Annotated in this window: 1 pseudogene; it reads right to left on the reverse strand. The window is 49.9% G+C overall.

Annotation, left to right across the window (positions count from 1 at the left end):
- Window positions 1-1,022: pseudogene (locus R7Q48_RS24865) on the reverse strand (molybdopterin-dependent oxidoreductase); the annotation flags it as partial.
- Window positions 1,023-1,049 lie beyond the last annotated feature (27 nt).

Consider the following 1,049-nt stretch of genomic DNA (forward strand, 5'->3'; position numbering starts at 1 on the left):
CCAGACCAAGCATGTCCGCGAATGGCTATTTCATTGCCATTGACTTCTGTATTGGTTTGCGGAGAGGAGATGAGTGATTTTACTGGCATGCGCTCTATGATCTCGAAATCCTCTTTAGCCACGTTTTCTCCCGGGGCGACAGGTCGGTTAGGGACTCGATAGGAAGTACCTGTCATCTTTGGCCCATCGTGTATTTGATCGCGAATTTGAATACGAGTGAGCCATTTTTGTGAACAAGAACCCGGCCAACCTGGAACCACTAAACGCAATGGCGCGCCATTCATAGGGTGAAGTGCTTCGCCGTTTTGGGCAAAGGCGATGAGATTTTCACTGCCCATGGCTTTAGCGATGGGTACGCCACGAGAAATTGGTAACTTGCCTTCTTTGCCTGAAAGATGTTTGTCGGCACCATAGTGCGCGGTGTAAATGGCTCCGTCTTTTACGCCTGCTGCTTTGAGCACGTCGGCCAAGCGAACGCCTGTCCAACTGGAGCAAGCCACAGCGCCGTAAGTCCATTGATTACCGGCTGCTTTGGGATCAAAGAAAGCACGGCCGTTACCGCCACATTCAACGACCAGTTGTTATTCTACGACATCGAAGTTCTTTTTGAGATCGGCAATCGACAGCGACATTGGTTTGTCGACCAATCCATCAATGGTCAACGTCCAAGTTTCAGGGTTCACGTCTGCTGGTGGAATACCGTTGTTGCGAATGAAATGGCGTCGAGTTGGAGTTACGTCGTCATTCAACAAATGGGGTGGGGTTTCTGCATTCATCGGTCTGTCGTTGAGGACCGTTAAACCGTCTTTGCCTTCGATCATTACGTCATCAAGACCCTCTGCAAAAGCTGCGGGGATGATGCCAGCTGGCATATTGCGATGGAATGGGATAAATCCACCAAGCGCGGCGGCCATGGTCGCTAAACCCGCGCCTTTTAGAAAACCGCGCCTGTCTGGGTAGCTGACTCGTCCAAAGACTTTTTCATCCGCAGATTTGGGATTGTTTTCATAATATTTATAGATCCCTTGCGGTTTGTTTTTCTCGTTCTC

The organism is Vibrio sp. 378 (genome assembly GCF_033339435.1).